The sequence below is a fragment of the Corynebacterium gottingense genome (assembly GCF_002285125.1).
GTDB lineage: Bacteria > Actinomycetota > Actinomycetes > Mycobacteriales > Mycobacteriaceae > Corynebacterium > Corynebacterium gottingense.
The window spans coordinates 38,663-62,374 of record NZ_NSGN01000005.1; the positions used below are offsets into that span (position 1 = coordinate 38,663).

22 protein-coding genes are annotated in these 23,712 nt (G+C 65.1%); 15 read left to right on the forward strand and 7 right to left on the reverse strand.

All coding sequences use genetic code 11. The features are described 5' to 3' along the window. The first annotated feature begins 68 nt into the window (after positions 1 to 68). Genes glf through CKJ82_RS06190 form a run of 5 tightly spaced genes read left to right on the forward strand, consistent with a single transcriptional unit; the run spans position 69 to position 5,020 of the window. Positions 69 to 1,262, forward strand: a complete 1,194-nt coding sequence (gene glf / locus CKJ82_RS06170) for a UDP-galactopyranose mutase (protein ID WP_095537449.1) — start codon at positions 69 to 71, stop codon at positions 1,260 to 1,262. Between the two features lie 58 nt (positions 1,263 to 1,320). Continuing rightward, positions 1,321 to 2,223 (forward strand): siderophore-interacting protein, encoded by a 903-nt coding sequence (locus CKJ82_RS06175; RefSeq protein ID WP_095537450.1) that lies wholly within the window; start codon positions 1,321 to 1,323, stop codon positions 2,221 to 2,223. Positions 2,224 to 2,235: 12 nt separating this feature from the next. After that, complete coding sequence (locus CKJ82_RS06180) at positions 2,236 to 3,258, forward strand: FecCD family ABC transporter permease (protein WP_240510707.1); 1,023 nt, start codon at positions 2,236 to 2,238, stop codon at positions 3,256 to 3,258. Continuing rightward, positions 3,258 to 4,253, forward strand: coding sequence for a FecCD family ABC transporter permease (locus CKJ82_RS06185; RefSeq protein WP_095537451.1), 996 nt, complete (start codon positions 3,258 to 3,260; stop codon positions 4,251 to 4,253). Before CKJ82_RS06180 ends, CKJ82_RS06185 begins: the two co-directional genes overlap by 1 nt. After that, positions 4,250 to 5,020, forward strand: a complete 771-nt coding sequence (locus CKJ82_RS06190; protein ID WP_095537452.1) for an ABC transporter ATP-binding protein — start codon at positions 4,250 to 4,252, stop codon at positions 5,018 to 5,020. Before CKJ82_RS06185 ends, CKJ82_RS06190 begins: the two co-directional genes overlap by 4 nt. A 20-nt stretch (positions 5,021 to 5,040) precedes the next feature. Here CKJ82_RS06190 and CKJ82_RS06195 read toward each other — a convergent pair whose 3' ends face one another. After that, on the reverse strand, positions 5,041 to 5,994 hold the full coding sequence (locus tag CKJ82_RS06195; RefSeq protein ID WP_240510708.1) for an ABC transporter substrate-binding protein: 954 nt from the start codon (positions 5,992 to 5,994) through the stop codon (positions 5,041 to 5,043). 99 nt (positions 5,995 to 6,093) lie between these two features. After that, positions 6,094 to 6,297, reverse strand: a complete 204-nt coding sequence (locus CKJ82_RS06200) for a CBS domain-containing protein (protein WP_240510709.1) — start codon at positions 6,295 to 6,297, stop codon at positions 6,094 to 6,096. Positions 6,298 to 6,577: 280 nt separating this feature from the next. On the opposite strand from CKJ82_RS06200, the gene CKJ82_RS06205 reads away from it, so the two are divergent. Beyond that, the gene (locus CKJ82_RS06205) at positions 6,578 to 8,182 is read left to right on the forward strand and encodes a cation:proton antiporter (protein WP_095537453.1); all 1,605 of its coding nucleotides are present in this window, start codon (positions 6,578 to 6,580) and stop codon (positions 8,180 to 8,182) included. A 3-nt stretch (positions 8,183 to 8,185) separates the two neighbouring features. Here CKJ82_RS06205 and CKJ82_RS06210 read toward each other — a convergent pair whose 3' ends face one another. From CKJ82_RS06210 to CKJ82_RS06220, 3 genes are read right to left on the reverse strand one after another with little or no spacing between them, the layout of a single operon-like run. After that, a complete protein-coding gene (locus tag CKJ82_RS06210; protein ID WP_205691389.1) occupies positions 8,186 to 8,542 on the reverse strand; it encodes a hypothetical protein in 357 nt (118 codons plus the stop codon). Positions 8,543 to 8,591: 49 nt separating this feature from the next. After that, a complete protein-coding gene (locus CKJ82_RS06215; RefSeq protein ID WP_095537454.1) occupies positions 8,592 to 9,809 on the reverse strand; it encodes an acetyl-CoA C-acetyltransferase in 1,218 nt (405 codons plus the stop codon). A 16-nt stretch (positions 9,810 to 9,825) separates the two neighbouring features. Further along, on the reverse strand, positions 9,826 to 10,593 hold the full coding sequence (locus CKJ82_RS06220; RefSeq protein ID WP_095536002.1) for an IclR family transcriptional regulator domain-containing protein: 768 nt from the start codon (positions 10,591 to 10,593) through the stop codon (positions 9,826 to 9,828). Positions 10,594 to 10,744: 151 nt separating this feature from the next. On the opposite strand from CKJ82_RS06220, the gene CKJ82_RS06225 reads away from it, so the two are divergent. Then, complete coding sequence (locus tag CKJ82_RS06225; RefSeq protein ID WP_095537455.1) at positions 10,745 to 11,488, forward strand: CoA transferase subunit A; 744 nt, start codon at positions 10,745 to 10,747, stop codon at positions 11,486 to 11,488. Continuing rightward, positions 11,489 to 12,127, forward strand: a complete 639-nt coding sequence (locus tag CKJ82_RS06230; protein ID WP_095537456.1) for a 3-oxoacid CoA-transferase subunit B — start codon at positions 11,489 to 11,491, stop codon at positions 12,125 to 12,127. It abuts the gene before it with no gap. A gap of 290 nt (positions 12,128 to 12,417) precedes the next feature. On the opposite strand, the gene CKJ82_RS06235 is transcribed toward CKJ82_RS06230, so the two are convergent. Next, the gene (locus tag CKJ82_RS06235; RefSeq protein ID WP_095537457.1) at positions 12,418 to 13,188 is read right to left on the reverse strand and encodes an alpha/beta fold hydrolase; all 771 of its coding nucleotides are present in this window, start codon (positions 13,186 to 13,188) and stop codon (positions 12,418 to 12,420) included. A 22-nt stretch (positions 13,189 to 13,210) separates the two neighbouring features. Further along, positions 13,211 to 14,326: an ATP-binding protein gene (locus CKJ82_RS06240; protein WP_240510710.1), complete on the reverse strand. Its 1,116-nt coding sequence runs from the start codon at positions 14,324 to 14,326 to the stop codon at positions 13,211 to 13,213. Positions 14,327 to 14,587: 261 nt separating this feature from the next. Here CKJ82_RS06240 and CKJ82_RS06245 point away from each other — a divergent pair, with 261 nt between their 5' ends. The 7 genes from CKJ82_RS06245 (at position 14,588) to CKJ82_RS12095 (ending at position 23,706) form a co-directional block, all read left to right on the forward strand. After that, positions 14,588 to 16,534, forward strand: coding sequence for a glycosyltransferase (locus tag CKJ82_RS06245; RefSeq protein ID WP_276291592.1), 1,947 nt, complete (start codon positions 14,588 to 14,590; stop codon positions 16,532 to 16,534). Further along, on the forward strand, positions 16,524 to 17,057 hold the full coding sequence (locus tag CKJ82_RS06250; RefSeq protein WP_095537459.1) for a phosphatase PAP2 family protein: 534 nt from the start codon (positions 16,524 to 16,526) through the stop codon (positions 17,055 to 17,057). The genes CKJ82_RS06245 and CKJ82_RS06250 overlap by 11 nt, the downstream gene beginning before the upstream one ends. Next, the gene (locus tag CKJ82_RS06255) at positions 17,054 to 18,034 is read left to right on the forward strand and encodes a decaprenyl-phosphate phosphoribosyltransferase (RefSeq protein WP_095536007.1); all 981 of its coding nucleotides are present in this window, start codon (positions 17,054 to 17,056) and stop codon (positions 18,032 to 18,034) included. Before CKJ82_RS06250 ends, CKJ82_RS06255 begins: the two co-directional genes overlap by 4 nt. Positions 18,035 to 18,047: 13 nt before the next feature. Next, positions 18,048 to 19,871, forward strand: a complete 1,824-nt coding sequence (locus CKJ82_RS06260; protein ID WP_095537460.1) for an arabinofuranosyltransferase AftB family protein — start codon at positions 18,048 to 18,050, stop codon at positions 19,869 to 19,871. A gap of 76 nt (positions 19,872 to 19,947) precedes the next feature. Then, positions 19,948 to 20,958, forward strand: a complete 1,011-nt coding sequence (locus CKJ82_RS06265) for an alpha/beta hydrolase (protein WP_095536009.1) — start codon at positions 19,948 to 19,950, stop codon at positions 20,956 to 20,958. Between the two features lie 298 nt (positions 20,959 to 21,256). Further along, positions 21,257 to 23,218, forward strand: coding sequence for an alpha/beta hydrolase-fold protein (locus tag CKJ82_RS06270; protein ID WP_095537536.1), 1,962 nt, complete (start codon positions 21,257 to 21,259; stop codon positions 23,216 to 23,218). Next, positions 23,215 to 23,706, forward strand: a complete 492-nt coding sequence (locus CKJ82_RS12095) for a DUF732 domain-containing protein (protein WP_095536010.1) — start codon at positions 23,215 to 23,217, stop codon at positions 23,704 to 23,706. Before CKJ82_RS06270 ends, CKJ82_RS12095 begins: the two co-directional genes overlap by 4 nt. The last annotated feature ends 6 nt before the right edge of the window (positions 23,707 to 23,712 follow it).

Sequence of the window (23,712 nt, forward strand, 5' to 3'; positions counted from 1 at the left end):
GAGACTTCCGGCGTGTCGTCGTGTCGGGCGGGGCTACGTCGATAAGCAAATATGCAAAGATTGAGGCCATGACTTATGACCTCATCGTTGTTGGATCCGGATTCTTTGGGCTGACCGTGGCGGAGCAGGCCGCGAGCGAGCTGGGCAAGCGCGTGCTGATCGTGGAAAAGCGCGACCACCTCGGCGGCAACGCCTACTCCGAAAAGGACCCGGACACCGGCATTGAGGTGCACAAATACGGCGCGCACCTCTTCCACACCTCCAACAAGCGCGTGTGGGAGTACGTGAACCGCTTTACGGATTTCACCGACTACCAGCACCGCGTGTTTGCCATGCACGACGGCACCGCCTACCAGTTCCCGATGGGCCTGGGCCTGATCAACCAGTTCTTTGGCAAGTACTACTCGCCGGATGAGGCGCGCAAGCTCATCGAGGAGCAGCGCGAGGGCCTCGACCCGGCCGCCGCGACCAACCTGGAAGAGCGCGGCATCGCGCTGATTGGCAAGCCGCTCTACGAGGCCTTTGTCAAGCACTACACCGCCAAGCAGTGGCAGACCGACCCCACCGACCTGCCGCCGGAGATCATCTCCCGCCTCCCGGTCCGCTACACCTTTAACAACCGCTACTTCAACGACACCTACGAGGGCCTGCCGGTCGACGGCTACGCCGCCTGGTTGGAGAAGATGGCGGAGCATGAGCTTATCGACGTCCACCTGTCCACCGACTACTTCGACGTCCGCGAAAAGCTTCGCGCCGAATCCCCCGACGCCCCCGTGGTCTACACCGGGCCCGTGGACCAGTACTTCGACTACGCCGAGGGCCACCTGGGCTGGCGCACCCTGGACTTCGAGCGCGAGGTGCTGGAGACCGGCGACTTCCAGGGCACCCCGGTGATGAACTACAACGACGCGGACGTGCCGTACACCCGCATCCATGAGTTCCGCCACTTCCACCCGGAGCGGCAGGAGGCATACCCTGCCGACAAGACGGTGATTGTGAAGGAGTTCTCCCGCTTCGCCGAGGACGGCGACGAGGTGTACTACCCGATCAACACGCCCGAGGACCGCGAGAAGCTGAAGAAGTACCGCGAGCTCGCCGCACAAGAATCCCGCGAGAACAAGGTGCTTTTCGGCGGCCGCCTGGGCACCTACCAGTACCTGGACATGCACATGGCCATCGGCGCTGCGCTGTCCCTGTTTGATAACCACCTGCGACCGCACTTCGAGGACGGCGAGGCGCTGAACCAGGCACGCGGGCACTAAGGGGGCCGACAGCCCGCCCTTCTTCCTTTAGGTAAGGCAATCCTATATAGTCTGCAGGGTGAGTTTTAGGCCCTTCCTTGCAACCGTCCTCCGTAGTGAACGTGTCGCGCCGAATTTCCAACGAGTGACGTTCACCGGGGTCGATGCAATGGGGCCTGCCGTACCCATCAGGGATTTGCGAATCAAGCTGCTGATCCCGTCTGCCAGCGGAATGCTCAGCCTCCCAGAGGAAGGATGGTGGGACGCGTGGCGTGCGATGCCGGAGCACACGCGCGGGCACCTCCGTACCTACTCGATTCGAGAGCTCCGACGATGCGCCGACGGCCCTGATGAAATAGATGTGGATTTTGTTCTGCACAGTGACAACCCCGGCCCCGCCTCGGCATGGGCGGAGGACGCGCAACCTGGCCAGCAGCTCCTGATAATTGGGCCGACCCGCGACGATGATTCCGGTGTTGGCATCGAATTCAATCCGGGGTCTGCAGCAATGGCATGCCTCTATGGTGACGAGACCGCGCTTCCAGCAATAGCCCGCATCTTGGAGGATTGGCCCGAGGGCCTCGCCGGGTCTGCTGACATTGAGGTACCGGCCGGCAACCACTTGCCCATCGACGCCCCTGTGCAGGTCGACGTCCGCTGGCACTTCCGCGAACACCACGACGTCGACCACGGGGATTTACTTCGTGCACAACTGCAAGACGATGTCGCATCCCGCTGTGCCTCAGTATCTTCGGGAGCTGGAAAACTAGAGCCAGTTGATGAGGTCCTCCTCGACATGGTCTGGGAGACACCCACGTACTCCAGCGGCGGTGAATCTATCGCCCCCGCTTCGGGTACTGCAGGGCATACCTACTACTGGATCGCAGGGAAGAACACGGCTGTGACGGCGATGCGGCGGCTCCTGGTGAAAGAGGCGGGTGTGCCTCGCCACCACGTGTCGTTTATGGGGTACTGGCGATAACGGGGTTACAACGTGGATAAACGTGTAGGGCTTGTCGCTTTCCTTGCGGCTTTCACCGTGTGCGCAGCATTAGTGTCGCTTCTGTTCGGGGCGCGCGAAATGGGGTTCGCGGCAACGGTGAGCGCGGTTCGCGACGGAATCACGCTGGCGTTCTCGGGAGGCGCCGAACAATTCGAGGCGGCCAGCGACGAGGCGAAGATCATTGCGCAACTTCGAGTTCCGCGCACCCTGCTCGGCCTGTTGGTAGGGGCAGCGCTAGGTACAGCGGGGGCGCTGCTGCAGGGCCACACCCGAAACCCGCTCGCAGACACAAACCTGCTGGGAGTAGGGCCCGGTGCGGCGCTCGCAGTGGCGGCAGCTATTTCCTTTCACGGCTCCATGACGGTGTTGGGCACTGTTGGGGTGGGCTTCCTCGGCGCAATACTCGCGGTGGCGCTCGTGTTCGCGCTTAGCATGAGGAGCCTGGGATCTACCCCAATCATGGTCGTGCTCGGTGGTTCTGCGCTGGGCGCGGTCTGTAGTGCGCTTACCAGTGGCATTGTGCTGACGAATACGCAAAGCCTCAACGAGATGCGGTGTTGGACAGCGGGTGCTATCGCTGGGCGCGACATGCAGGTGGTTGCGGTGCTCGCCCCGGTGATTCTCCTCGGGCTTGTGGGGGCCTTTGCCACGGCCAATCGGGTGAACCTCTTGAACTTGGGAGACGACGTGGCAAGTGGACTTGGGGTGAGCGTCCCCATCGCGCGTGCCGTGGGCATCGTCCTGGTTGCATTGCTTACTGGCGCCGCGGTGGCTGGGGCGGGCCCAATCGGGTTCGTTGGCCTGGTTGTTCCGCACCTTGTGCGCGCCTTCACCGGGCCCGATTACCGCTGGGTGCTGCCCTGCTCCGCGCTGGCTGGGGCCTCGCTACTCTTGCTTGCCGACGTCATTGGCCGCGTCATCGCACGGCCCGGCGAATTGCAGGTGGGTATCACGCTCGCCTTTGTTGGCGCCCCGTTCGCCCTGTACCTCTTGCGTAAAGGGGCGAAACTGTGATGCGGGTTTTCGTGACGAATGGTGTCCTTACGGTGTTGGCTCTCGCCGCGGCCCTTGGGGGTGTCATGGTCGGAGACTTCGAGCTTACGGTCCGGGATATTGTTTCTGCGCTCATGGGCCAAACCACGGAATTGGCTCGTACGGTGATTATTGAGTGGCGTCTGCCGCGGGTAGTGACAGCTTTGGGAGTAGGAGCTGCGCTGGGTTTTGCGGGGGCGATCTTCCAGACCATCACGAGGAATCCATTGGCGAGCCCAGACATTCTGGGCGTCACCTCGGGTGCCTCCGCTTTCGCGTTGACTGCGTTACTTGCTGGTGGAAGCTCCGGAATGCTGCTGCATCTTCTGGGGGTCCCGCTCAGTGCATTCCTCGGTGGATTGGCAGTGTCTGCGGCAATCTGGTGGCTGAGCCGTGGCGCGGGTCTCGGGTCTTTCCAGCTTGTCTTCGCCGGGATCATCATCAATGCGCTGGTGATGGCATATACCTCGTTCCTGCTCGTTCGCGCCGACTATCGCGATGTGGGCAAAGCGCAGGCGTGGATCACCGGTTCGGTGGGGTCTTCGAACTGGCGCGATGCACTCGCCGTACTTATTGCGCTGGCAGTCGTCGTTCCGTTCTTGCGGTGGGCAGCCTTCAATCTTCAGGCGCTCTCGCTCGGGGAGGATACGGCTGCTGGCCTCGGGGTGGAGCTCCGGAAAATGCAACTCATCCTCATGCTCATGGCTGTCGTGCTGGCATCGACGGCCGTCGCGGCGTCCGGGCCGATAGCCTTCGTGGCGTTTGTCGCGCCACAGATCGGACGCAAGATCACACATGCAGCAACGCCAACTTTAGGCACCGCGATGCTCGCCGGTGCGGCGATCGTGTCCGGCGCTGACTTAGCAGTGCGCACCCTGGTGCCCGGGAACCTGCCGGTAGGTATAGCTACAACTGCGATTGGTGGCATAGCGCTGCTCTACACGCTGCTACGTGCAACACGAAAGGTGTCCGTATGATGCTTCAAGTTCGAAATCTCAAGGTGAGTTATGGCGCTACCGTCATCGTTGATGGCATTGATCTCGACGTGCCTCAAGGCGGCGTCACCACGATCATCGGCCCGAACGGTTGCGGCAAGTCAACGCTGTTGCGAGCTACCGCTGGGCTTATTGCGCGCGATGGTGGCACGGTAACGATCAACGGCGTGGACACGGCGAAACTGAAGCGCCGCGAGATTGCGCGACAGCTTGCAGTATTGCCGCAGGCACCTGTCGCACCCGAGGGACTCACGGTCCGTGACTTAGTCAGTCGCGGGCGTCACCCGCATCAGTCGTGGCTACGGCAGGCCTCTGCGGAGGATGCGCGTGCGGTCGATGCAGTGATGGAGCTGACCAATATTGCGGAGTTTGCAGAACGTCCACTCGAACGGCTTTCTGGCGGACAGCGCCAGCGCGCCTGGATCGCGATGGTCTTAGCGCAGGACACTCCGCTTGTATTTTTGGACGAGCCGACGACGTACCTCGATTTGTCTCACTCCGTCGAGGTCTTGTCGCTTGTACGTCGCCTCGCTGATCAGGAGGGGCGAACTGTGCTCATGGTGTTGCATGATTTGAACCTCGCCGCACGCTACTCAGATCAGCTGATCGTGATGCAGCGCGGCGAGGTTCGTGCGGTCGGTGCGCCTGCCGAGGTGGTCACGGAGTCTTTGTTGAGCCGCGTTTTTGATCTCCCCGCGGTCGTGGCGTCAGACCCAGTGAGCGGTGGCCCACTGGTCGTTCCCCGGTAGACGCTGCGTCCCCGCGAGGCTTAGAGTTGCTCGTCGATTTGCTCGATTGCGTACGGGATAGTGAGGGGGTTGGGCATGCTCATTGCGTTGGCCGTGTCGGTGTCGAGCCAGTAGAGCCCGCCACGCTTGTTGACGTCAAGGTCTATGAAGTTCTCGTCGTTCTTCAGCGCATCGATCGCGCCGTAGTGGTCCAACACGAAGAGGTAGTCCACGTCGTTGAAATCTGCGTAGTTCTCGGGCGACCAGTCGAGGAAGAAGCTGGAGCCATCACCGTTGAACTTCTCCGGGATCTTGAAGCCCAGTTTTTCGATGAAGGAGCCGCGGCCGTCGCCAGCGGTGTACACGCCGAACTTCCCGTCGTAAGGCATGCCGATGACCGCTGTCTTCCCCTGCAGCTCTGGGTGTGCTTCGCGGAAGTCTTCGAATGCCTGCTCGGCGTCGTCGATAAGCTTTTGGCCTTCGTCTTCCTTGTCTACGGCCTTGGAGATCTCCTTGACCTGTGCATCCCAAGGGACCTGCCAATCCTGGTACTCGTCCGAGTGGAAGGTGGTTGGCGCGATCTGCTCGAGCAGTGCCTTCTTGTCGTCCTCGAGACCGCTGTTTACTGCAATGATTTGTGTCGGGTTGAGCGACGCCACCTTTTCCGCAGTGTCGGTGCTGAATTCGGTGGTGGTATCACGGATTGGGTTCGGGTTGACCGTGAGCTTGTCCTTGGCCCACGGTCCAAGTCCGGAGGGATCGCCCGAGCCCTCTTGCTCCCAGGTGGCGTAACCGACTGGTTGCTCGCCCAGGGCAAGGAGCGTATCGACGTCGCCAAGACCCAGTGCCACGATGCGCTCGTCTGACCCGTTGGCATCGGAAGCTTCGGGAGCGGCTGTTGGGCTGCTTGCTTCGCTCGAGCAGCTGGCAAGCATGAATGCCGCGGTGACAGTGGCGGCGATTGCCTTGAAGGGGCGAGAGGTAAAGAGTGCCAAGGTTGCACCTTCCGTAGGTAAATGAAGAATGTCCAGTTAGGCCTGCCTAACCTAAAGGATGCATTTTAAGGCATGCCTTACCTCACGGGCAATCCCTGTCTATGCACTCGGGACGGGAGCGACAAACGTCGAGACGAGGTAGCGGTTGATGTCGGAGCGATTGATGATGCCAACGACGGGGGCCTTTTTCAGGTGCTTGTCTGCAAGAACAGCCGAGATGCGGCCGAGGTCGTCGTTGACGCTCACCGTGATGACGGACTTCGTCGCAATTGACGAGACCGGTCGGTCGAGGGCAGCAGTCACGTCAGTACCGAACTCCGTCGAGCTGTTGTGCGCGAGCAGCGCGTACGGGCGTGCCGGCTGTGGGTTTTGGTACCGGTGTTCCGAAGACTCGGTACTGCCCCGTTCCGAGTTTGGTACCGCCACCGTCACCGGTGCCGACCCGACTGTAGCAGCCCGGCTGTATGAATTATTGCTGTCGGGTCTACACCGAGGACGGCGAGGCGCTGAACCAGGCGCGCGGGCACTAGAGCCCATCTAGTTCCGCGAACACCTCCGGCGAGCGCCCACTACTATCAGGACTGTGGAAGTCCTGATTGCCGTTATCGCCCTGCTGTTCGCAACCGTGCTCGTCGCCGCCGTAGGCGAGCGCACCGGCCTGCCCTGGCCGGCGCTGCTCACCATCGTCGTGGCGGCCGCCATCTTCATCCCCGGCGTGCCGGTGGTGACAATCCCGGCGGAAATCATCCTCCCCATCTTCCTGCCGCCGCTGCTCTGGTCGCTCGCGCGCCACACCAGCTGGGGCATGATCCGCTCGCAGCTCAACGTGGTGGTCACCATGTCGGTGATCCTCGTCTTCCTCACCACCGCGGCGCTTACCGCCACCGCCATGTGGCTCCTGCCCGGCATCAGTCTCGCGGCCGCGGTGGTGCTCGCCGCGGCAATCGCCCCGCCCGACCCGGTCGCGGTGGAGGCGGTGGCCGGGCCCGCCGGCATCCCGAAACGCATCACCGGCACGCTGCAAACGGAGGGGCTGTTTAACGACGCCGCGTCGATCGTCACTTTCAACCTCGCCGTCGCAGCGCTCGTGGCGGATAACCAGATCGACTTCGGTCACGGCCTGCTGAAGTTTCTCTACGCGGCGGCGGTCGCGGTCGTCATCGGGCTGATCGTCGGTAGGCTCGCGGCCCTGTTTGTGAACTCCGTGCCGGACTCCGTGATCCGCACCGCGTTCACCTGGGTGCTCCCGTTCTTCATCTACATCATCGCCGAGGAGGTCGAGGCCTCCGGCGTGATCGCCATCGTCATCGCGGCGGTGGAGATGTCCTCGCGCGCGCCCCTGACCGCGGAGGACCGCCTGTCCGGCTCCTCGTTCTGGTCCACCGTGGAGATGCTGTTCACCGGCGTCGCCTTCGGCCTGATCGGCATGAGCGTGCGCGATGCTATCGACGCCGCCGGCACCGTCCTCTGGCACGCCGTGGGCATCGGCGTGGCGCTCTCCGTCGTCGCGTTCCTGGTCCGCCTGCTGTGGATGTGGGTGCTGTGCGGGATCAACCAGAAGCAGAAGCGCACCAATGTCGCCCCGCTGCGCATGCAGGAGGTTCTGCTTATGGCGTGGTCGGGCATGCGAGGCCTGGTCACGCTGGCCCTGGTGCTGTCAGTGCCGCTGGGGGTCACGCAGTACCACCACGAGTTCGACGTCATCGCCCTGACCGTCCTGATGTGCACGATGGTGCTGCCCGGCCTGTCGCTGCCGTGGCTGGTGAGCAAGCTGGACATGGAGTCCGGCCCGGACCCGGCCGGCGACCGCGCGAAGGCGGAGCTGAACAAGCGCGCCTACGCGGCGGCGCGACGGTCGGTGCAGAAGCACGGCCCGGAGCTCGCCCCGGAGTCCTATGAGATCGTGCAGCAGTGGCTAGACAAACTCTCGCAAAGCCACGAGGAGGAGGACCCGGAGACGGCGGAGGACCGCAAGCAGAAGTTCCAGCAGGTCCGCCTGGCTGCTGCGGACATGCAGCAGATCGCGCTCGCCGCAGCGAGCCAGGAGCTGCAGCGCGCTCGCCGCGAGCGCAAGTACAACCCGGCGGACGTGGACGCGGTGCGCGCGGACCTGGACCGGCTCATCGTGGCGGGGCGTCGCAACGCGCTGATGAGCCCGCGCGACGTCTACCGCGAGGCGAAGAAGTAGCGCCTAGCGGTACTGGCTGCTGCCGCCCTGTGTATCGTCCGGCTTGCCGTCCTGCTGGCCGAATTCGCGCTGGTAGTGCGCGTCCCAGTCGTATTCCCCGGCCAGACCCGCGCCGAGTCCCGAGCCGCTGGTCTCTTGCGCCGGGCTGGAGTTGTTCAGCTCGAGCGGGTCGGGCTGTCCGGCGGGTGGGTGCGGTGCGTCGTCGTTAGCCTGCATGGCCTTGATAATGAAGACGGCGCCGGCGACAGCGCCGATGATCGCGATGAAAGCGCCGGTCGATCCGGACAGGAACGCGACCGCGAGGCCGGCGACGACGATGAGCGCGATGCCGATCAGGAGATCCATGTGGGACTTCTTCATGCCACCGAGTATCCCGGGGGATCCCCGGTGTGGCAACTGGCGTCGGGCCCTACACCTTCTCAATCACCGCGGCGAGGCCCTGGCCGCCGCCGATGCACATAGTCACCAGGGCACGTGAGGCGTCGGTGCGCTGCAGCTCGTGCGCGGCGGTGACTAGCATGCGGGCGCCGGTGGCGCCCACCGGGTGGCCGAGCGAGATGCCGGAGCCGACCGGGTTGATGCGCGGGTCGTCCTCAGAAATGCCCCAGGCATCCAGGACGGCGAGGGCCTGCGCGGCGAAAGCCTCGTTGAGCTCGATGAGGTCGATGTCGTCGAAGGACATATCGAGGCGGTCGAAGAGCTTCTTCGTGGCGTCGACGGGGCCGATGCACATGGTCTCCGGCGGCACGCCGGCGACGGCCCAGCCGCGCAGGACGACGGACGGGGTGAGCCCCAGCTCCTCGGCCTTTTCTCGGGTGGTCACGATCATGGCAGCCGCGCCGTCGTTTTGGCCGGAGGCGTTGCCGGCGGTCACGGTGGCGTCGTCAAGCGTTTTGCCCATGACGGGGCGCAGCTTGGCCAGGGACTCCATGGAGGCGTTCGGGCGGATGTGCTCGTCCTTGTCCACGATGATCGGGTCGCCCTTGCGCTGCGGCACGGAGACGGGGACGATTTCCTCGTCGAAGTGGCCAGCCTCCTGCGCGGCGGCGGCGCGCTGGTGCGAGTTGACGGCCAGCTGGTCCTGGCGCTGGCGGGCGATGGAGTACTCCTCGCGGACGTTTTCGGCGGTCTCGATCATGCCGCCCGGGATCGGGTGGTGCTTGCCGCCGGCCTTTTCGCGGCCCTCCTGCAGGCGGTCGGTGAGCTCCATGGTGCCGCCCTTGGCACCCCAGCGGATCTTGCCGTCCACCGCGTACTCGGTGTTGGACATGGATTCGGCGCCGCCGGCGATGATCAAGTCGGCCGCGCCGGAGGCGACGTGGGCGGCAGCGGTGGCCACGGCCTGCAGGCCCGAGCCGCAACGGCGGTCCAGCTGCATGCCGGGCACGTTCACGCCCAGCTCGGCGTCGAGCGCGACCACGCGGCCCAGGGCGGGCGCCGCGCCGTTGGGGGAGGCCTGGCCGAGAATGATGTCGTCAACGAGCGAGCCGTCGATGCCGGACTCCTTGATCACGGCGGTGACCACGGCGGTGGCGAGGTCCTGGACGGGCACGCCGACGAAGGCTCCGCCGTAGCGGCCTACGGCGGTGCGCTTGGGGTGGCAGATGACAATTTCGGGCTGGTTCATGAGGGGTCCTTTCGGGTTAAGCGTTGGCATGCGTGGCCACGAGGTCGCGGGTGATGGCGTCCGCGGTGTCCACAAGCTTGGGCAGGAGGGAGTCCACGAGCTCCTCGTAGGGGTGGGCGGCCACGTGGGTGGAGACGTTCACGGCGGCGACGGTGGCGCCGGTGGCGTCGCGCACCGGGGCGGCGATGGAGCGCAGCCCCGCCTCGAGCTCCTGGTCCACGACGCACCACCCGGCGTCGCGGATGTTGCGCAGGGCGGCGCGCAGCGTGTCCGGGTCCGTGATGGTGGATGGCGTGATGGCCTCGAGCGGGCCGGCGAGGAAGTGGTCCACGGTGGCGTCGTCAAGCCCGGCCATCATGACGCGGCCCATCGAGGTGGCGTGCGCCGGGAAGCGGGTGCCGATGGTGATGTTCACGCTCATGATGCGGTGGGCCGCGGAGCGCGCGACGTAGACCACGTCGGTGCCGTCGAGCACGGAGAGCGAGCAGGACTCGTTGAGCGTGCGCGACAGCGCCTCGAGGTGTGGCTGCGCGATGGTGGGCAGCCCCAGGCTGGACAGGTACGCGTAGCCCAGCTCGAGCATCTTCGGTGTGAGCCAGAACTCCGCGCCGTCGGTGGCGGCGTAGCCCTCGGCGATAAGCGTGTGCAGGAACCGGCGCGTGGTTGCGCGCGCCAGCCCCGTCGCATCGGCCACCTGTGCGAGGCTGCGGCGGGGGTGCTCGGCGTCGAAGGCGCGGATGACCGCAAGGCCGCGGATCAGCGACTGTACGGTTTGGACTTGCATCGTATCTCCTTTGCGCAGGTCAAGGGCGCTTTTCGACGCCATGTTGTCGGCCACATTACGTACTCTAATGTGCGCCACGCCCCACGATAGCGCAAAACCGTTCGCTTTGTGAACCCTTGTGCAGGAGTCGAACGCCCGCTAGGGTGGAGCCATGCTGAACAAAGTTGTGACAAACATCGACGAGGCGGTCGCCGACATCGGTGACGGCGCCTCGATCGCCGTTGGCGGTTTTGGCCTCGTCGGCATCCCTGCCCGGCTCATTGACGCGCTGCGCAAGCAGGGTGCGAGCGAATTGACCATCATCTCGAACAACCTGGGTACCGACGGCTTCGGTCTGGGCCTCCTCCTGCGGGACGGCAAGATCGCCCGCTCCATCGGCTCCTACCTGGGCACCAATAAGGAGTACGCGCGCCAGTACCTCGAGGGCGAGCTCACCGTCGAGTTCACCCCGCAGGGCACGCTCGCTGAGCGCATGCGCGCCGGCGGTGCGGGCGTGCCCGCCTTTTACACCAAGGCCGGGGTGGGTACCCCGCTGGCCAACGGCGAGATCCCGGTGCGCTACAACCCGGACGGCACCATCGCCGAGTACTCCACGCCGAAGGAGATCCGCGAGTTTGGCGGCGAGCATTACGTGCTGGAGGAGGCGCTGACCCCTGACTTCGCCTTCGTCCACGCGCACACCGCGGACCGCTACGGCAACCTCGTCTTCAACAAGACGGCCCGCAACTTCAACCCCGACGTTGCCGCCTGCGGCAAGGTCACCATCGTCCAGGCGGAGCACGTCGTGGACACGATCGAGCCGGCGGATGTGGACCTGCCTGGCATCTACGTCGACCGCGTGGTGGAGGTCGGCCCGCAGGAAACAGGCATCGAGTTTAGGACGGTGAGTAAGTAAATGAGCTGGAACCGCGAAGAAATGGCGGCGCGCGCGGCGAAGGAACTGCGCGACGGCCAGTACGTCAACTTGGGCATTGGCATGCCCACGCTGATCCCGGGCTTTTTGCCCGAGGGGCTCGAGGTAGTCCTGCACTCCGAGAACGGCATCCTCGGCGTGGGCGCCTACCCGCAGGACAACGAGGTGGACCCGGAGCTGATCAACGCCGGTAAGGAGACCATCACGGTTGCGCCGGGCGGCTCCTTCTTCTCCTCCTCCGACTCCTTCGGCATGATTCGCTCCCGCGCGATCGACGTCGCGGTCCTCGGCGCGATGGAGGTCTCCCAGTACGGCGACCTGGCCAACTGGATGATCCCGGGCAAGATGGTCAAGGGGATGGGTGGCGCGATGGACCTGGTGCACGGTGCGAAGGAGATCATCCTGCTCATGGAACACACCACCAAGAAGGGCGCGTCCAAGGTGCTCGAGGAGTGCCGCCTCCCGCTCACCGGTGCGAAGTGTGTCGACCTCATTATTACCAACCTCGCCGTGTTCAAGGTTGACCCGAAGAACGGCCTGACCCTCGTCGAGGTCGCCCCGGGCGAGACAGTTGATTCCGTCCGCGAGGCCACTGAGGCGCCCTTTGAGGTTGCCGTGTAGTCACGCTTTCGCACGCGTATCGACGCCCCGTCGTCCACATTTTCCGTGGACAGCGGGGCGTTTCTTGCATTCTTAGATAGTTGATCCCCGTCAATACTTGACGTGAACCAACTAAACTGCTTAAAGTTAACGCGAAGTTAACCACAGGCAAACAGAAAGGAGAATTGCAATGAAGTTCTGGAAGCGTTTCCTGACCTACGAGACGAACACTGTTCTCCAGGCCATCGCGGCCGCCAGCCGCCACACCAACTAGTGGCAGCTGTGTTTCGGGGGGATTGACCTACATTGGTCTACTCAGTAATAAAGGTGCGGATCGCGCGGGTGACCTCGTCGGGCACCTCGACGGTGGGCACGTGCCCGCCGCCGCTGAGCGTGACGGACTGCGACTCGCCGCCGACCAGTTCCGCGATCCCGTGGACGACCTCGGGAGGGGTGGAGGGGTCCACGGCCCCGGAGATGGTGAGGACCGGCACCGTAATGTTGTGCAGTTCCTCCGTGTAGTCCCAGCTGGCCAGCGCATCGGCGCCGACGGCGTATCCCTCACCGCGGGTGGAGGCGATCATGCGGGTGAGAGCGTAAGTAAGCGCCGGGCGTTCCTGGCGAAACTCGGGCGTGACCCACAGTTCGATGGCACTCTGCACCCGGGGCGCGATGCCCTCCGCGCGTGTTTCCTCGGCGCGCGGGGCCCACGTGTCGGGGCCACCGAAATTGGCGGCGGTGCACATGAAGACTGCCTTGGTCACGCGGCCGCTGGTGGCGGCGAGGTACTGCGCGATCGCGCCGCCGAGCGAAAGGCCGACCACGTCGAACTCGTCCACGCCGAGAGCGTCGAGGGTGTCGAGGACGTTGTTGGCCAGATCATTGATCGTGGTCTCGCCGGGCATGGCCTGCGGGTCGGGGGAGAGCCCGTGGCCGGGGTGGTCGAGGGCGATGACGCGGAAGTCTTTGGCCAGTGAGTCAAGTTGCGGCAGCCACATGTCGGTGGTGGAGGCGATGGAGCCGAGAAACACCACCGGGTGCGCGTCGCGGGGGCCAAAATCAACGGAGTGCAGAATCGTCATGCGGACAGTCTAATGGTCTGCGTCACACGTCGTAGTTTTCTGATGGAAAGGATAGCTGCTCCATTGCGTCGGACGCTGGATGCGCGCGGAGGTACTCCCGGATGTAGGGCAGCTCGTAATCCACGAAACCGCGGCCGGCTGGGCGGATCATCTCGGCCTCAATGAGACGCCTCCTATACGTGCCCGCGTATTGCGTATCAACGCCCATCCGCTCGGCGATGTCGGCCATCCGCGACGGCCCATCGTCTTTCGACATGGCGGTGAGGAATGTGCGGTCCACATCTGAAAGATCAGCAAGCGACGGTTCATGAACCAGCTCGCCGAGTTTGCGTCGCGCTGTCTCAATACCAGCACGTACCGCGGATTCGTCAATAATTCCGTCACTCGTGTTGCGGAAGGCATGCTGCCCGACGAGTTGGATCATAAACGGATAACCCCCGGTCGCCTCGGTGCCGAGTTCGAGCGCCTCCGGGGTCCATTCGATTCCCACCTCGAGGGCAGGGGCCTTGAGCGCATTGGCGACGCTGTCCAGCGGCACGAGACCCATCGCGATACGATTCGCACGGCGTAGGAAAGTGACAGGGTTGCGCCCCTCGTTCGAGGCAAGCAGGCGTTTCACCGCGCCGGGGATGCCCGCCATCGCGACGGCAATTTCGCGGTCTTCGCGGATCATGTGCTGCATGGTCGTGCCGAACTCGATGATGTCGCGCACGTGCGCATAGTGCAGCTCATCCAGAGTAATGAGGATGCCAGTTGGTGGTTTACCCATTTTCTGGTCAATCGTCTCAAGTAGGGAGAAGCACTCCTCTAACACTGAGCGAAGTGACTGAGACGGAGCTTGGTCGGAAGTTGAGTCGAAGCTCAGGCGTGTGCTGTCAGGGGTTGCCTCCCGAATTTTCCGGATCAGCGTATCGCGGATGCGTTCATTGAAATGTTCGGTCGTGGTTTCTGAAATGACGAGCCAAGATTGTTGTCGTGCTGCTTCTTCGAACTCGTTGAGCAGGACGGTTTTTCCGATGCCACGCGGGCCGGTGACGATGGAAATCCGCTCGTGAGTACCGGGGCCGTCGTAAAGCGCCTCGGCGAAGTCCTGGACGTAGGAGTCGCGGCCCGCCACGACGGGAGGGGTCTTGCCCATGGTGGCGGTGTACGGGTTGCGGGGGCGTCGCGGCAGCTGTGGCATGAGGCACCTCGTTTTTACTCGTTACTATTCTTACTATTCTTACTACTGTTACTATTCCGGTGCTGCGCAACCGCTCTGTCATCCCAACCCGAAAACCCCGCTGCCGCGCGAGCCGCACGAAGCAAACGGGCCGCGAGCCATTACGCTGGGGAGGAACTGTCTGAAATACGTCCAGTACACAAACCCAGTACACAAATACAGTGGAAGTGAGACCTCTTGGATACGCAGATTGCCGTAGAGACGCTGGCGCGCGTGCTCATGCCGCGCAAGGGCGAACCGCACGACGTGCGCTCGCTGTACCTCGTTGAGGCGGAGCAGAATAAGCAGCGCGTGCGCTGGTCGGACCGCACGACCCTGACTGTCCCGGAAGGGCAGGAGGTCAGCTTCGAGACCTACTTCAACGCGTTCCCGGCTTCCTACTGGCGTCGCTGGTCGCAGTTGGACCGCGTGGTCCTGAGCCTGGATATTCAGGGCGCGGCCACCATCTCCGTCTACCGCTCGAAGCACGACGGCGTGCGCATCAGCGTGACCAACGTTGAGGTCGCCGACCAGCACGTAGAGATTCCGCTCCCGCTGAAAAACTTCGAGGACGGCGGCTGGCTCTGGTTCGACATCACCGCGGAGTCCGACGCCACCGTCACCAACGCCGCGTGGTGCGCCGACCAGGCGCCGCAGGAGCAGGTGCTTCACGACGCCACCACGATCCCTCCCCAACCCAAGCAGGTAGCCGTGGGCATCCCCACGTTCAACCGCCCCCGCGACGCGGTCAACGCGCTGCACGCGCTGGCCGAGGACCCGGTAGTGGAGGCGTGCATCAGCCACGTGCTCATGCCGGACCAGGGCAACCAGCACCCGGCGGACGAGCCGGACTTCGCGGAGGCGCAGGCCGCGCTCGGTGACAAGCTGCGCATCTTCCCGCAGGGCAACCTGGGCGGGTCCGGCGGCTACAGCCGCATCATGTACGAGGGCCTGAACAATACGGACGCGCCGTTCATCCTCTACATGGACGACGACATCGCGATCGAGCCCGACTCCATCGTGCGCGCGGTGCAGGCAGCCCGCTACGCGCGCACCCCGATCCTGGTCGGCGGGCAGATGCTCAACCTGCAGGACCGCGCGCAGCTGCGTACCACCGGCGAGGCCGTGGACCGCTCCACCTTCATGTGGGGCGCTGCCGAGCACGCCGTCTACGACCACGACTTTTCCAAGTACCCGCTGGGCTACGTGGGCACCCAGGAAGAGGAGCTGGACCCGCGCAAGACCACCTCGCGCGCGCTGCACCGTCGCATCGACGTGGACTACAACGGCTGGTGGATGAACCTGTTCCCGCGCGCCGTCGCCGAGCAGCTCGGCCTGCCGCTGCCGCTGTTTATTAAGTGGGACGACACCGAGTACGCCCTGCGCGCCAAGGAGGCCGGCTACCCCACGGTGACCTGGCCGGGCGTGGCCATTTGGCACATGGCGTGGGCGGACAAGGACGACGCGATCGACTGGCAGGCCTACTTCCACCTGCGCAACCGCCTCATCGTTGCCGCGATGTACGGCCCGGAGAAGGCCGACGGCATCCTGCGCAACATGCTCAAGTCCACCTACAAGCACATCATGTGCATGGAGTACTCCACCATGGCGATCCAGGTGGAGGCCATGCAGGACTTCCTCAAGGGGCCGGACCAGCTGTTCAGCATCCTCGAGTCCTCGCTTCCGAGGATCCAGGAAATCCGCAAGCAGTACCCGGACGCCCAGGTCATCGGTTCCGCCGCGGACCTGCCCGCGCCCACCGGCGCGCCGGGCGTGCCCACCCGCAACATCGGCGGCCGCCTGGCCAAGGTGAAGAAGATTCCGTGGGCGTTGAAGGCGCTGCGCCACCAGTTCACCACCGAGGACCGCGCGCACTGGGACGCGCCGCAGCTCAACCTCACGGCCGAGGAGGCCCGTTGGTACACGCTGGCCCGCGTCGATTCCGCTACGGTATCCACCGCCGGCGGTACGGGCGTGGCCTTCCGCAAGCGCGACAAGGCTACGAGCGACGCCCTGCTCAAGCAGACCAAGGAACTCCAGGCGCAGATCAAGGAGCGGTGGGCGGACCTGCAGTCCGAGTACCGCGCCGCGATGCCACGCCTGACCAGCCACGAGGAGTGGGGGAAGATCTTCGATGCCCAGTAAGCCCAGTAACAAGCACTCGCTCGACGCCCGTGAGGCCGAGCTGCTCATCGCCCTGCAAGACCGCGCGTTTACCCCGGCCACCACGAAGGTGGCGCGCACGCTGAGCCACTTCGGCGAGCACGACTTGGGCTGGATGGGCGTGGCTGCGGTGGGCGCGGCGTCGACAAGCGCGAACCGCCGGAAGTGGCTGGCCTTGGGTGCGGGCACCTTCGTTGCGCACGCGGCGAGCGTGGTGCTCAAGCGCATCGTGCGGCGGCCGCGCCCCCACGACCCGCGCGTGCAGATCGGCGTGAAGACGCCGTCGCAGCTGTCGTTTCCTTCCTCGCACGCGACGAACACGGCGGCGGCCGCGGTGCACCTCGCGGACATTACGGGCTCGAAACTGCCGTGGCTTCTCGTGCCCGTAATGATGTGTTCGCGTAACGTGCTCGGGGTGCATTACCCTACGGACACCCTGGCGGGCGCTGCGCTGGGCGCGGCGGTGGCCAAGGTTGCAGTTGAGGTGGAAAGGACAACCCGATGACGGAAAAGGAATACGACGAGCCCCTGCTCAAGCCTGAGCCGCACACCACGGGCGTGGACATCAGCACCAAGCGCAAGCCGCCGAAGAACTTGCCCGACGCGATGATCAAGGGCCTGCGCCCCAAGCAGTGGGTCAAGAACGTGCTCGTGCTTTCCGCCCCGCTCGCCGCCGGTGAGTTTACGGGCCGCACGCTTATCGACGTCGCACTCGCATTCATCGTCTTCTGCCTCGGCGCGTCCTCCATCTACCTGGTCAACGATGCCCTGGACGTTGAGTCGGACCGCGAGCACCCGACCAAGCGGTTCCGCCCGATCGCCTCCGGCATGCTGCCGATCAAGCTGGCCTTCGGCATGGCTGCCATCCTCATCGCCCTGGCCCTGGGCCTGTCCTTCCTGGCCACGGACGGCCCTGCGCTCGCGCTGGTCATCGGCATCTACATTGCCCTGCAGCTGGGCTACTGCTTCGGCTGGAAGCACATCCCGGTGATTGACATCGCGCTGGTCTCGTCCGGCTTCATGCTGCGCACGATGGCCGGCGGCGTGGCCGCAAGCATCGCCCTGTCGCAGTGGTTCCTGCTGGTGGCCGCGTTCGGCTCCCTGTTCATGGCGTCGGGCAAGCGCTACGCGGAGATGCTGCTGGCGCAGAAGACGGGCGCGAAGATCCGCAAGGCGCTGGAGGGCTACACGGCCACGTACCTGCGCTTCGTGTGGACGCTGTCCGCAACGGCGGTCGTGATGAGCTACGCGCTGTGGGGCTTCCAGCTGTCCAACGACACCGATGGCCCGGCCGCGATCTGGTACCAGATCTCCATGGTCCCGTTCGTCATCGCGATCCTGCGCTACGCGGCAGAGGTGGACGGTGGCAAGGGTGGCGCGCCGGACGAGATCGCGCTGGAGGACCGCGTCCTGCAGCTGCTCGCCCTGGCGTGGATCCTCTGCATCGTCATGGCGGTTTACGTCATTCCGGCGGTGGCTTAGTAGTATCGCTGGAATGAACAAACAGGCCCGCATTTCGCTGCTCGCTGCAGCGGCAATCGCGGGCATCTTTGCGTTCTGGGGAGGATTTACCCGCCGCTGGATGTCCGACGATGGACTCATCGTGCTGCGCACCGTGCGCAACCTGCTCGCGGGCAACGGCCCCGTGTTCAACATCGGCGAGCGCGTGGAGGCCAACACCTCAGTGCTGTGGCAGTACCTCATCACGGCGTTCGGCTGGCTCACGGGCGCCCGGCTCGAGGACGTGGCGATGTGGCTCGCGCTCGCCTGCACCGTCATCGGCGCCGTCGTGGCCACCGTGGGCTCGGGCCGGTTCTGGGACCAGGCTGCCGCCACCCGCGGCGTTGTCCTGCCGTTTGGCATCCTCATCTACCTGGCGCTCCCGCCTGCGCGCGACTTTGCCACCTCCGGTTTGGAGTGGGGCCTGTGCATCATGTGGCTCGCCGTGTGGTGGGCGCTGCTGGTCCAGTGGGCCGCCCCGATCGGGCGCCGCGCCCTCCCGGTGTCCGGGTATTGGCTGGCGTTCTGGTGCGGCCTGTCGTGGCTGGTCCGCCCGGAGCTTGCGCTCTACGGCGGGGTGACCGGCATCGTGCTGCTGGCGTACAGTCCCCGCAAGTGGGCGGGCATCCTCGCAGCCGCGCTGCCGGTGCCCGCCGCGTACCAGCTATTCCGCATGGGCTTCTACGGCCTGCTCACCCCGCACACGGCGGTGGCCAAGTCCGCCTCGGACGCGGAGTGGGCCCGGGGCGGGACCTACTTCTGGGACTTTGTTGGCTACTACTGGCTCTGGCTGCCGCTGCTGGTCGTCGCGGGGTGTGCGGTGTGGTTGCTGCGGGGTGCGAGGGGGCGTCGATTGGCAATTGTCCTGCTCACCGCGGGCTGCGCCCTCGTGCACGTGCTGTACGTGCTGCGCGTGGGCGGCGACTTCATGCACGGGCGCATGCTGCTGCTGCCGCTGTTTGCCCTGCTCTTGCCGATGATGACGGTGCCGCTGACGCGCGTGACCATCGCGCTGACGCTTGCCGCGACGGTGTTCGCCGGCGTGACGATCGTGCGCGCGCACCCCATCGACTGGTTCGCGTACGAGCGCGGTGAGAAGGAGCTGAACATTGTCGACGAGCGCGAGTTCTGGTCCTACGCAATCGGCCAGAGCCCGGCCGACCCGCCGCTGCACGCGGAGGACTTCCTCGGCTCCAAACTGATGGAATCGTGGACCGAGGCGGTGGAGAACGGGCAGGAGCACGACGCCGGGCAGCTCAACATCGCGCGGCTGAGCACTCACCCGGACGAATACTCCTGGTACTGGCGCCCCCGCATGGACGAGGACGAGGCCAAGGGGAGCGACCTGCTGGACCTGCCGACCACGGCATACCTCACCAACCTGGGCATGACGAGCATGAACGCGCCGCTGGAGATGCGCGTGCTGGACTCGGTGGGCCTGGCCACGCCGCTGGCCGCGCGCATGCCCCGCGACCCGGACGGGCGCGTCGGGCACGACAAGTACCTGCCCATGGAGTGGCAGGTGGCGGACTCCGCGACGAAGATCGACTCGATGCCCAAGGACGTGGACCGCGAGCAGGCGCGTGCGGTGCGCGCGGCGCTGCGCGAGGAGCCTATCGCTGACCTGCTGGCCAGCTCGCGCGAGCCGATGAGCTGGCACCGTTTCTGGGAAAATGTGCAGTATTCTCTGGGTGACGGTCGCTCGCTCCAGCTTGAGCAAGATCCAACGGTCTACCTCTCGGACGAGACGATGCGGGAGATCAAAAAGGGCAAGGATCCTGGGGTTTCGGGGACGCAGATCGCCTGGCCGGTGAATTGAATGGCTCTTACGGTCTCAACTTGGTAACGTTGCTGTAACCAAAAGCTGAAAAACATTCACCGAAGTTGGGAGAGTAATGTCCGCGACGAAATCGAAGCGTGGTCTGCTTGCGCTGCTCATGGCGCTGCTGACCGCCCTGGGCGCAGTGGTGAGCGCCCCGCAAGCCTCGGCAGCAAACCGCGACTGGCTGCGCCCCGACTCCACGGGTACGTGCGAGTGGGACCGCGTCGGCTTCTGGGTACAGCGCTGCACCGTCTGGTCGCCCGCGATGGGCCGCCACATCACCGTGCAGATCCAGCCGGCGCAGCGCGGTGGCAACGCGGGCCTGTACATGCTCGACGGCCTGCGCGCCACGGAGATCACCAACGCCTGGGTCAACGACGTCAACGCGGCGCAGATGTTTAAAGACAACAACATCACGCTCGTCATGCCGGTCGGTGGCCAGTCCTCCTTCTATACGGACTGGAACGCGCCCGCGACGTACGACTTCAACCACCCGGTGACCTACAAGTGGGACACCTTCCTGTCCCAGGAGCTGCCGAGCTACCTGCGGGACAACTTCGGCGTTTCGCCCACGAACAACTCCATCCTCGGCCTATCCATGGGCGGCACCGCCGCGATCAACCTCGCCGCGCTGCACCCGAACCAGTTCCGCCAGGTCCTCTCGTACTCCGGCTACCTCACCACCACCATCCCTGGTGGCCAGACGGCGCTACGCGTCGCGCTTCTCGACGGCGGCCTGTACAACCTCAACGCCATGTGGGGCTCCATCTTCAATCCCCGCCGCTACGAGAACGACCCGTTCCTGAACATGGGGAACCTGCGCGGCAAGGACGTCTACGTGTCCTCCGGTAGCGCGGTCCCAGGTCCGGCCGATGACAAGTATCTGCCGGAGCACCGCGCGTCGGGCATCGCGCTGGAGTCCATCGCCAACTTCACCACCCACCTGTGGAGCGCGAAGGCGACCGTGACGGGCGTACAGCACACCGCCGTGTTCACGCCGACTGGCTTGCACAACTGGGATCAGTTCGGCTCCCAGCTCGTGGCCACTCAGCCGCGCATTCTCAACGTGATGAACGCCTGGTAAACCCCGGCTGCCGCTGGCCCCGTTCCCCGCATTCGCGGGAGCGGGGCCAGTTTGCGTTCTGGCACCGTTCTGGCACCGTGCGGGCGCTGTCCGCGCCCCGCCCGCGGCGCAGTCACACGGAAAACATTTGCCCCAAAAGTTCCCGGCGTGTCACCGTGTAAAGTCTCAAGTCAAACTTAACCTTTGGGTTACACAAGCGCTCGTGCACTGGCTACGCCGGGGGAGGGGAACCCCCGGACCGGCCTGCAGGGGCGCGACGCCCCCATGACCAGACGAATTGATGAGGCAGGACACCTTCATGCGCGAACACCGTTCCCCCAACACGAGGCTGCGTGCCCGTATCGCTCGGGTAGCAGCAGTGCCCACTGCGGCGCTCATGGTCGCATCGGCGCTTCCCGGCGTCGCCCCGCAGGCGCAGGCACAGCTGAGCAGTGGCAGCAGCACGTTCGGCGACTCCCGCGGTCTCTCGGACGCGATCCGTCCAAAGGATCCGCCGACGCGGACCCCGATCGAGGTCGACGAGCACCCGCAGATCCCGGGCCTGCCGGACGGCGTGAGCGTGGACCGCATCGAGTGGCTGACCAACCGCCGCGTCGCCGTGTTTATCAAGTCCGCGGCGATGCCTGACCAACTCATGCAGGTGCAGATCCTCCTGGCACGCGACTGGCACCAGAACCCGGACGCGAAGTTCCCGGAGGTCTGGGCGCTCGACGGCCTGCGCGCGCGTGATGACGAGAACGGCTGGACCATTGAGACCAACATCGAGCAGTTCTACGCCGACAAGAACGTCAACGTGATCCTGCCGGTGGGCGGTGAGTCCTCCTTCTACTCCGACTGGCAGCGCCCGAACAACGGCAAGAACTACAAGTGGGAGACCTTCTTTACCAAGGAGCTCATCCCGGTCCTGCACAACCGCTTCCGCTCCAACGACAAGCGCGCGCTGACCGGCATCTCCATGGGCGGCACCTCGGCAATCAACCTGGCGGAGCGCAACCCGCACCTGTTTGACTTCGTCGGCTCCTTCTCCGGCTACCTGGACACCACGACCACCGGCATGCCGTCGGCGATCAAGGCGGCGCAGCTGGACGCGGGCGGCTACGACGCGGAGGCCATGTGGGGCCCGCTCGGCTCGCAGGACTGGGTCGACCACGACCCCAAGCTGGGCATTGAGAACCTGGAGGGTAAGACGGTCTACGTCTCCTCCGGCTCGGGCCGCGACGACTTTGGCAGCCCGGACTCCGTGGCCAAGGGCGCGGCCAACCCGGCGGGCGTGGGCCTCGAGGTGCTCTCGCGTCTGTCCACCCAGACCTTCGTGGACTACGCCAGCCGCACCAACGTTAAGCCGATTGTGAAGTTCCGCCCGTCCGGCGTGCACTCCTGGGAGTACTGGCAGTTCGAGATGACGCAGGCGTGGCCCTACATCGCCAACTCGCTCGGCGTGGCCGAGGCGGACCGCAGCGCGGACTGCACCCCGGTTGGCGCGATCGCCGAGGTCACCGCGGACGGCTCGATCGGCTCCTGCGTGAACAACGAGTACGACGCGGGCAAGGACAAGCAGGGCAAGGCCCAGGACTTCCGCGGCGGCACCGCCTTCTGGGCGCCCAACACCGGCGCGCACGCCCTGTACGGCGCCATCCTGGCCAAGTACAGCGGCCTGGGCGGCGCGCAAGGCTGGCTCGGCTTCCCCACCACGGGCGAGCAGGCGACCCCGGACGGCGTCGGCCGCTTCGTGCACTTTGAAAACGGCTCCATCTACTGGACCCCGGAGACAGGCGCCTACGCCATCCCGGGCGACATGTTCCAGGCATGGGGCGAGAACGGCTATGAGACAGGCGACCTGAAGTACCCGGTCAAGGAGGCCAACAAGGTTGGCGAGGGCTACGTCCAGCAGTTCCAGGGCGGCTTCCTCACCCGCAACCCGGACGGCACCCACCACATCGTCCACGGCGCGATCGGCGCGAAGTACGGCGAGATGGGCACCGCCACCTCGGACCTGGGCTTCCCCACAGGCAACGAGATTGCCATCAAGGGCGGGTTCTTCCAGCCGTTTGAGAAGGGCAACATCTACTGGTCCGCTGAGTCCGGCGCGCACGTCATCTACTACGGCGACATCTTCGACGAGTGGGGCAAGCGCGGCTACGAACAGGGCGAGCTGGGCTGGCCCACCTCGGACATGCAGGACATCAGCGCCGGCGGTCTCACCATCAGCTTCCAGCACGGCACCCTGGAGCAGGTCAATGGCACGGTGGTGAAGCGATGAGGCGTCTCGGAGCCCTGTGCTTAGCGACGCTCACTCTCTCCCTCGCCGCCTGCTCCGGTTCCACCACCGTTGACGGCGAGGACGCGAAGGCGTCGGCAAGCGCTGAGCAGTCCTCCTCCGCCCCGGCGGAGTCCTCGACCGCCGCCCCCGGCACCACCCGCTCTGAGGCGACGAGCTCCAAGGCCCCGGCGGCCCAGTCCGGCTCGCGGCCGGAGGACCAGCCGGCGCAGGAGGTGACCTCGGTGCCGCAGCAGGCCTCGGGCTTTACCGCGCAGGAGGAGACCTACCTGGAGCAGCTCCGCGAGAACGGACTGAACGTGGAGGGAGTTGAGGACCAACTCACAGCCACGGGGCGTACGGTGTGCTCGGACGATACCGTCACGCGCGATGCGGTCGCCGGCCAGCTCGTGGCGCAGCGGCGCACCGACATGGACCCCGCTGCCCTGGGCACGCTGATTGCGGACACCGCGCGCGCGAACCTCTGCTAAGAAAGG

Coding starts and splice junctions, on each gene's coding strand:
- CKJ82_RS06215 (WP_095537454.1), bottom strand. CDS start 9,809: ATGAACCAGCCCGAAATTGTCATCTGCCACCCCAAGCGCACCGCCGTA.
- CKJ82_RS06220 (WP_095536002.1), bottom strand. CDS start 10,593: ATGCAAGTCCAAACCGTACAGTCGCTGATCCGCGGCCTTGCGGTCATC.
- CKJ82_RS06235 (WP_095537457.1), bottom strand. CDS start 13,188: ATGACGATTCTGCACTCCGTTGATTTTGGCCCCCGCGACGCGCACCCG.
- CKJ82_RS06190 (WP_095537452.1), top strand. CDS start 4,250: ATGATGCTTCAAGTTCGAAATCTCAAGGTGAGTTATGGCGCTACCGTC.
- CKJ82_RS06240 (WP_240510710.1), bottom strand. CDS start 14,326: ATGGGCAAGACCCCTCCCGTCGTGGCGGGCCGCGACTCCTACGTCCAG.
- CKJ82_RS06230 (WP_095537456.1), top strand. CDS start 11,489: ATGAGCTGGAACCGCGAAGAAATGGCGGCGCGCGCGGCGAAGGAACTG.
- CKJ82_RS06265 (WP_095536009.1), top strand. CDS start 19,948: ATGTCCGCGACGAAATCGAAGCGTGGTCTGCTTGCGCTGCTCATGGCG.
- CKJ82_RS06210 (WP_205691389.1), bottom strand. CDS start 8,542: ATGAAGAAGTCCCACATGGATCTCCTGATCGGCATCGCGCTCATCGTC.
- glf (WP_095537449.1), top strand. CDS start 69: ATGACTTATGACCTCATCGTTGTTGGATCCGGATTCTTTGGGCTGACC.
- CKJ82_RS06255 (WP_095536007.1), top strand. CDS start 17,054: ATGACGGAAAAGGAATACGACGAGCCCCTGCTCAAGCCTGAGCCGCAC.
- CKJ82_RS12095 (WP_095536010.1), top strand. CDS start 23,215: ATGAGGCGTCTCGGAGCCCTGTGCTTAGCGACGCTCACTCTCTCCCTC.
- CKJ82_RS06260 (WP_095537460.1), top strand. CDS start 18,048: ATGAACAAACAGGCCCGCATTTCGCTGCTCGCTGCAGCGGCAATCGCG.
- CKJ82_RS06270 (WP_095537536.1), top strand. CDS start 21,257: ATGCGCGAACACCGTTCCCCCAACACGAGGCTGCGTGCCCGTATCGCT.
- CKJ82_RS06225 (WP_095537455.1), top strand. CDS start 10,745: ATGCTGAACAAAGTTGTGACAAACATCGACGAGGCGGTCGCCGACATC.
- CKJ82_RS06185 (WP_095537451.1), top strand. CDS start 3,258: ATGCGGGTTTTCGTGACGAATGGTGTCCTTACGGTGTTGGCTCTCGCC.
- CKJ82_RS06250 (WP_095537459.1), top strand. CDS start 16,524: ATGCCCAGTAAGCCCAGTAACAAGCACTCGCTCGACGCCCGTGAGGCC.